Genomic DNA, 6,529 nt, shown 5'->3' with positions numbered 1-6,529 from the left:
TCGGCGTTGCCACCAGCGGCTTATGCCGGACATCGGATCGAGGTCGACGATGGCGACCCGTTCAATCCCGCTGCGCAGAGCTGACACCGCTAGGTGCCGGGACAACACGGTTTTTCCCGAGCCTCCCTTGCGGCTCCCAACCGTAATGACCTTCACCCCAGTCTCCACGTCATCCAGTGCGATGCCTCGCTTACAAGCGATCGAAACAGCCGTCAACTCGGTAGATTTGCTAACAAGTTAGCTAGTTAACAAGACAACAATTCGTTCCTTGTTGGCCTTCACCTGTAGAATCAGCTTAGGTGGAGTGAGAGAGTTGACCTTCTGGGGCACGCCTTGAAGGAATTTGGCTACGGTCAGGACTCATAACCAGTAGCTGGCGATGGCGGCGAGTTGGACGGCTGGCCTGCTGCCGGTTTGGTGGACACCTGGATAAGGTTTTCACCCGATCGGAGGTTCTGGAATGGGACGAAGGACATTCAGCCGCGAGTTCAAGCTCGAGGCGGTAAAGTTGGTCAGGGATCGCGGAGTGGGGGTGGCTCAGACCTGCCGCGAGCTCGAGATTGCGGAGAGCGTGCTGCGCCGCTGGATGCGGGAGACCGAGGCTGACCCGCGACACGCCTTTCCTGGGCATGGCCAAGTAAAGCCTGAGCAGCAGGAGATCGACCGTCTCCGGCGGGAGGTCACCAAGCTCAAGGCGGAGCGTGACATCCTAAAAAAGGCCGCGGCCTACTTCGCGAGGGATGCGACATGAAGTTCGCCTTCATCGCGAAGCACAAGGGTATCTGGCCGCTGTCCTGGCTGTGCTCGGCGCTGGGTGTATCGCGCTCCGGCTTTCATGCTTGGCTGACCCGGAAGCCGAGCCAGCGCAGCCGCGACGACGAGCGGATTGGCACGATGGCACGCGCCAGCTTCCTGGCGAGTGACCGGACCTATGGCGCCCGCCGGGTCTGGCATGATGTGCTGGCGGACGGCGTCGATTGCGGTCTGCACAAGATCGAGCGGCTGATGCGCAAGGGTGGGCTGCGAGCCAGGCCCCGACGACGCCGCCTGCCGCTGGACAGGGGCGAGCGGGCGGTAGGCGTCGTCCCCGCCAACATCCTCGACCGCCAGTTCAATGCAGGGGCTCCTAACCAGAAATGGGTGGCCGACTTCACCTATGTCTGGACCGCTGAGGGCTGGCTCTATGTCGCCGTCGTCATTGACCTCTTCTCACGCCGCGTCGTCGGCTGGTCGATGAGCGCCACGATGGCGGCGCAGCTCGTCACCGATGCATTGGTCATGGCGATCTAGCGGCGCGGCAGGCCAAGAGCCCTGCTGCACCATTCGGACAGGGGCAGCCAGTACAGCAGCGAGGGGTTCCAGCGGCTGATGGCCGACCACGGCGTCACCTGCTCGATGAGCAGGTCGGGCAATGTGTGGGACAACGCCGCGATGGAGAGCTTCTTCTCATCGCTGAAGACCGAGCGCCTTGCCCGCAAGATCTACCGTAGCCGCGACGCCGCCCGAGCAGAGGTGTTCGACTACATCGAGCGGTTCCACAATCCGACGCGACGCCACTCGGCCATCGGCTATCTCAGCCCTGTAGCGTTCGAACGCTTGGCCAGTTCAGGCTAAACTCGGTGTCCATCGAACAGGCAGCAGGCCACGCCTCCAACCTCTCGCGTCAGCCGGAGAAGGTGATGGCGCTCGACTTCCTCGCGCGCGCCAGCCAGGTGCGGCGGGGTACCGTGCGCCGCTTCCAGCATCGCTGATGCCGTCGGAGCTGAACCAGCGGAATGGCGGACCGCCGACCGGCCTGCACCAGACGCTAGAGCGCAGGCGGGAGGCCGAAGCGCTGAAGCCCGCCCTGCAGGCGATCGAGCAGGTGGCGACACGCCAGCGCGGCGCGGTGCAGCGGCTCGGGGAATTTGGTGAGCGGGTCACGCAGGCGGTGAGGCAGGCGGCGGAGCGGCTGCGCCTGCAGCGCGAGGTGACGGTGGAGCGCGGGCAGGGATCGTCTATCTCCCTGTAATTTCGAAGATTACGGCTTTTTGTTCTCGTCTTGTTCCCGTGTGGTGCTATGATAGGAGACCAGCGAAAGGAGCACAGCATGCAGCGTGCGGAGGTGGAAACCGAGTTCGCCGACGAGCTGCACCGCGCCGGTTTTACACTCAATGAGCCCGCCATCATGGATGGCCAATGGCACCGGGGACAGGTGGATGGCGACCGTGGCGCGGAGAAATCCGGGCGCTATGTCGGCTACACAGACGGCCACCCGGCGGGCTTCCTTCAGAATTTCCGCACCGGCTATGCCGAGCCATGGAAATCCTCTCAGCCGATGCGGGAGCTGACCGAGGCGGACCGTCAACGGATTGCGGCAGCACGCACGGCCCGCGAGGCGGAGCGGAAGGCGACGGAAGAACGCATCGGCAAACAGGCGTTTGCCATGTGGATGCGCGGGACCGAGGCTAGGGATAACTCCTACCTCAGCCGTAAAGGCGTGCTTGCGCACGGCATGCGTCAGGACAATCGCGGCAAGCTGCTGGTGCCGGTGAAGGACGAGCAGGGCTGGATCCGCAATCTGCAGATCATCGACCCGGACGGCCGCAAGCTGTTTCTGCCAGATGGCCGCACTCATGGCCTCTTCACGCTGCTCGGTGCGCGGGAGATCCACCCGGCCCGCCCGCTGCTGGTCGCGGAGGGCTTCGCCACGGCGGCGGCGATGCGGGAGATGCTAGGCCAGCCGGTGGCCATCGCGTTCAACAGCGGCAACCTGCTGCCGGTCGCGCAGGCGCTGCAGCGCGCCTATCCCGGCGTGCGCCAGGTCTTCGCCGCGGACAACGACCATCACCTGCCGAGGCGGGAAAAGCTCCTGCCCAATGTCGGCAAGGAGAAGGCAACCGAGGCGGCGAATGCGGTGGGCGGGCTGGTGCTGCTGCCGGAGTTTGCCCCCCATCAGGACGGCACCGACTGGCTGGACTTTGCTGATGCCCATGGCCGCGAAGTGACGCGCCAGCTGATCAGGGACGCCTTGCGGCAGGAGGACATGGTGTGTGAGCCGCTGGTGCGCCAGCCCTGGGCGCGGCGGTATGGCGCACGCCCGGCAGTGCAGGCTCAGCGCGGCTGAGCGGTGGATCCGCTCTGGTACCGCCACCATGGCGGCGTGCTGCAGCGCCTGCGCGACCGGCAGCAGGTTGCCGCTGTTGAACGCGATGGCCACCGGCTGGCCGAGCCGGAGCGGCGGCACTCCTTGCCTAGGAGTCTACAAGTCTACAAGGTGATCGAGCGCCTCCGCTGCTTGCGCTGGGGGGGGGCCGAGCTTCGCCGACGTGATCAGGCGTTGAGCCGTCGGCATTCATTTCCGGCCGGTGCGACCCTATGTTAAGGTGCAACGGCTCATGGGGCCTGAAAGGACGAGCGGGTATGGCTGCGCCGAAATCGAGCGGCAACACGACGAAGACAGCTTCCTCCGGGCGCGTCATCTCGCTGAGCGGCTCCGCCCGCGCGAGTTCCACCTCCGTCGCGACTCTCCGTGCCAGCCGGGCGGCTAAGGTCGCCAGCGCGCTGAAGACCGCCAACCGGCAGACCGGCCTGTTCACCAAGAAAAAGTAGATGCCGTCCAATGACCGGGAGGTGTTCGAGCACTTCCTAAAGCACTCTGGGGCCTCCCCCGAGGTGGCTCACCTTGCCTACGCAGCATACGCCTCCGCCCGATACGACTGGGTCACGCTCTTCGAGGAGCGCAACGAGCGGCTTCCGACGCCGGCCGAGGTGGACGAGTGGATCGCCAACCAGCCGATGAGCCGGTTCGAGGAGTTCCGCGCCGGTGCGGAAGACACGTTCGACCTCGCGGCCACGGCCTACATGCAGGACGAGATCGAGAAGGCTCGTGACGAGGGCGTGCGCAGCGCCCTGCTGGCCGAGGTGCAGCGGCTGAATTTGGAGCTGACGGCCACGGTGACCGCGGCGACCTCCACGAAGACGGCCTTCCGCGTCGGTATCTTCAGCGGCTTGGCCGCAACGGTGATCTTCACTCTGCTCGTGCTGTTCGGAGCGTGGGTGTTCGACAAGGACCCGTCACCGATCGCGGTGACGAAGGGGATCATCGGCCAGCCGTCGCCGCCCGCATCCGCACCATCACCGCCTACCGGACCGACCCAGTGAGCTAGTGCGACCGCGTCCGGCCTGCTCCCCCGCCGACCAGCTGCTGCCAAAAATTGCCCTGCGCCGGTTTCGGTGGGGCGGGCTCCTTCAGCGGCTCCAGCGGATGCAGGTCTGGATACCAGCGGACTTTCAGCATCGTCGGCGACTTGTCGATCCGGGGCCGGGACGGTGTGTTCCAGCTACCGCCCTTGGAGACATGGTCATCCCGCTGCCATCTCGCATAGCGCAGCGAGAAGCCGATTTCTTCCTCGAGCGTGTAGGTGATGATGCGGGAGCGACCCCTGCGTTCCGCTTCCTCGGCCGCCCCATTGCCCATGCCATCGAGCAGGCCGAGAAGCCATTCCGACCATAGCACAGGAGTCAGTATGACATCAGCCCGCTTCGTGGTTGTACCGTTGCGACTGCATCCTGTTTATGCAAGATTCGCGGTCTGTTCCAGGGCTCGGCATGGCTGACGCTTCGCACATTGAATGGACTGACGCGACGTGGAATCCGGTCACTGGCTGCACCAAGATCAGCCCGGGCTGCGATAACTGCTACGCGGCCCGGTTCTCGGAGCGGTTCCGCGGCGTGCCCGGCCATCCGTTCGAGACCGGCTTCGACCTGACCCTGCGGCCCCAGCGGCTACAGCAGCCCCTCCAGTGGAAGCGGTCGCGGCGGATCTTCGTCAACTCCATGAGCGACCTGTTCCACAAGGACGTGCCGGTGTCCTTCATCGAGCAGGTCTTCGACACAATGGAACAGGCGCACTGGCACCAGTTCCAGATGTTGACCAAGCGCAGCAGCCTGATGCGCAGTTTTCTGCGCAAGCGCTATGCGGCCCGTCCAGTACCCAGCCATATCTGGCTCGGCGTGTCGGTCGAGGACCGCGCCCGCATGTCCCGCGTCCGTCACCTGCAGGAAGCTCCGGCCGCCGTGCGCTTCCTGTCGATCGAGCCCCTGATCGGCCCAATCGGCCAGCTGGACCTAAGCGGCATTCATTGGGTCATCGTCGGCGGGGAAAGCGGCCCGCGCTCGCGGCCCATGGACCCGCAATGGGTGCGCGATATCCGCGATCAATGCGTCGCGGCAGAGGTGCCGTTCTTCTTCAAGCAATGGGGCGGCTTCCGCCCCACCCAAGGCGGCAGGACGCTGGACGGCCGTGAATGGGACGAGTTCCCGCAATCTAGGCCCTGGAACATGGCTGCTGCCGCTGAATGAGTGATCCTGCGCCTGGCGCTACGGTCGGTCCGTGGGCGCGCGAGAAACTGGATGCGCTCGGAGCGTATCTCAACTTCTACACCACTGCCCTGAAGAACCAGGCGTGGATCAAGAGCACGACCTTCGTCGATGCCTTCGCCGGGGCAGGGCATGCCAAGATCCGGCGCACCGCCGCGTCCGCCGCCGTCGCCGACCTGTTTGCCCAGGCGGAGGCCGCGCCGATCGACGCCGCAGCGGAAGAATACATCCGGGGCTCTCCCCGCGTGGCTCTCGATATCACCACCCCATTCAGCCAGTACGTCTTCATCGAGCGCGATCCGGGCCGTGCCGCCATGCTGGAGCAGCTTCACGGTGAGTACGGCTCCCGGCACCGGATCGACGTGCGTCAGGGTGCGGCCGACGCGGAGCTGGATGCGCTACTGAAGGGCCATCTTGGCCGAAGCGGCCATCTGGCCGTCGTCTTCCTCGATCCGTTCGGTATGCAGCTCTCTTGGGATATGATCGAGCGCCTCGCTAAGACGAAGCGCATCGAGGTGATGATCAACTTCACCCTCGGCATGGCGATCCAGCGCGTGCTGCCGCGTTCTGCCGCGCTGCAGCCGGGCTGGCGTGAGGCTCTAGATCGCTTCTTCGGCTCGCCGGACTGGTATGCGCAGGTCTATGACGAAAAGGCCGACCTGTTCGGCACTCGCCTCGAAAAGCGCAGCGATGCGGGGCAGCGCCTGCTCGACTGGTACCGCGCGCGCCTGAAGGAGGTGTTCGGGCATGTTTCCCCGGCGCGTCTCATCAAGAACACTAAGGGCGGCCACCTCTACTATCTCATCTGGGCCGGTCCGAAGGCGCTGGGCCTGAAGGGTGCCGACCACATCCTGCGACAGGGCGAAAAGCTGGAGCGGGCAGGAGTGAACGGTGCCGCTACTCCGCCGCCGCGGCAGGCGAAGAAGCGCGCTTCGCCTTCGGACGAGAAATCTTGACCGAGCCATCGTCCACGGCGACCTGATAGGTCACGCGCGGAACCGCCGGCGGATGGCGCGCCAGCCCTTTGGAGCACGGATCCTCGAACCAGCGGAGCCGCTTCAGCAGGAAGGGCGGCACCACCTCCGTAAGCGTGCTCTGTTGACTGCGGCGTGCTTCGCTTGACGGGGAGCGTTATCTCGCAGATCCGGCGCGCCCGGGAATGGTGCGC

At 65.2% G+C, this 6,529-nt stretch carries 9 protein-coding genes and 1 pseudogene; 8 read left to right on the top strand and 2 right to left on the bottom strand.

From position 1 onward, the window contains the following. A partial coding sequence (locus tag D9598_RS21690) for a ParA family protein (protein WP_198368217.1) occupies positions 1 to 156 on the bottom strand: 156 nt, incomplete at its 3' end. A 304-nt stretch (positions 157 to 460) separates the two neighbouring features. On the opposite strand from D9598_RS21690, the pseudogene D9598_RS19815 reads away from it, so the two are divergent. The 6 genes and pseudogenes from D9598_RS19815 (at position 461) to D9598_RS19795 (ending at position 4,143) form a co-directional block, all read left to right on the top strand. Then, positions 461 to 1,614 (top strand): annotated as a pseudogene (locus D9598_RS19815) (IS3 family transposase). A 5-nt stretch (positions 1,615 to 1,619) separates the two neighbouring features. Further along, positions 1,620 to 1,751 carry a hypothetical protein gene (locus D9598_RS21445; protein ID WP_255528812.1) on the top strand — a complete coding sequence of 44 codons (132 nt, stop codon included), beginning with the start codon at positions 1,620 to 1,622 and terminating at the stop codon, positions 1,749 to 1,751. Continuing rightward, positions 1,751 to 2,011 (top strand): hypothetical protein, encoded by a 261-nt coding sequence (locus D9598_RS19810; protein WP_198368216.1) that lies wholly within the window; start codon positions 1,751 to 1,753, stop codon positions 2,009 to 2,011. The genes D9598_RS21445 and D9598_RS19810 overlap by 1 nt, the downstream gene beginning before the upstream one ends. Before the next feature lie 78 nt (positions 2,012 to 2,089). Continuing rightward, a complete protein-coding gene (locus D9598_RS19805) occupies positions 2,090 to 3,106 on the top strand; it encodes a toprim domain-containing protein (RefSeq protein WP_198368215.1) in 1,017 nt (338 codons plus the stop codon). A 296-nt stretch (positions 3,107 to 3,402) separates the two neighbouring features. Further along, positions 3,403 to 3,591 carry a hypothetical protein gene (locus D9598_RS19800; RefSeq protein ID WP_198368214.1) on the top strand — a complete coding sequence of 63 codons (189 nt, stop codon included), beginning with the start codon at positions 3,403 to 3,405 and terminating at the stop codon, positions 3,589 to 3,591. Then, positions 3,592 to 4,143, top strand: a complete 552-nt coding sequence (locus tag D9598_RS19795) for a hypothetical protein (RefSeq protein ID WP_198368213.1) — start codon at positions 3,592 to 3,594, stop codon at positions 4,141 to 4,143. A gap of 1 nt (position 4,144) precedes the next feature. Here the strand turns inward: D9598_RS19795 and D9598_RS19790 are convergent, their stop codons facing one another. After that, positions 4,145 to 4,498: an XF1762 family protein gene (locus D9598_RS19790; protein ID WP_198368212.1), complete on the bottom strand. Its 354-nt coding sequence runs from the start codon at positions 4,496 to 4,498 to the stop codon at positions 4,145 to 4,147. Between the two features lie 92 nt (positions 4,499 to 4,590). On the opposite strand from D9598_RS19790, the gene D9598_RS19785 reads away from it, so the two are divergent. After that, positions 4,591 to 5,343, top strand: a complete 753-nt coding sequence (locus D9598_RS19785; protein WP_198368211.1) for a DUF5131 family protein — start codon at positions 4,591 to 4,593, stop codon at positions 5,341 to 5,343. Continuing rightward, positions 5,340 to 6,317 carry a three-Cys-motif partner protein TcmP gene (tcmP, locus tag D9598_RS19780; protein WP_198368210.1) on the top strand — a complete coding sequence of 326 codons (978 nt, stop codon included), beginning with the start codon at positions 5,340 to 5,342 and terminating at the stop codon, positions 6,315 to 6,317. Before D9598_RS19785 ends, tcmP begins: the two co-directional genes overlap by 4 nt. Positions 6,318 to 6,529: the final 212 nt, after the last annotated feature.

Origin of the sequence: Roseomonas sp. KE0001 (assembly GCF_016107285.1) — a bacterium.
In the GTDB taxonomy this organism is placed as follows: Bacteria; Pseudomonadota; Alphaproteobacteria; order Acetobacterales; family Acetobacteraceae; genus Pseudoroseomonas.
This window is presented reverse-complemented; position numbering and strand designations above follow the sequence as displayed.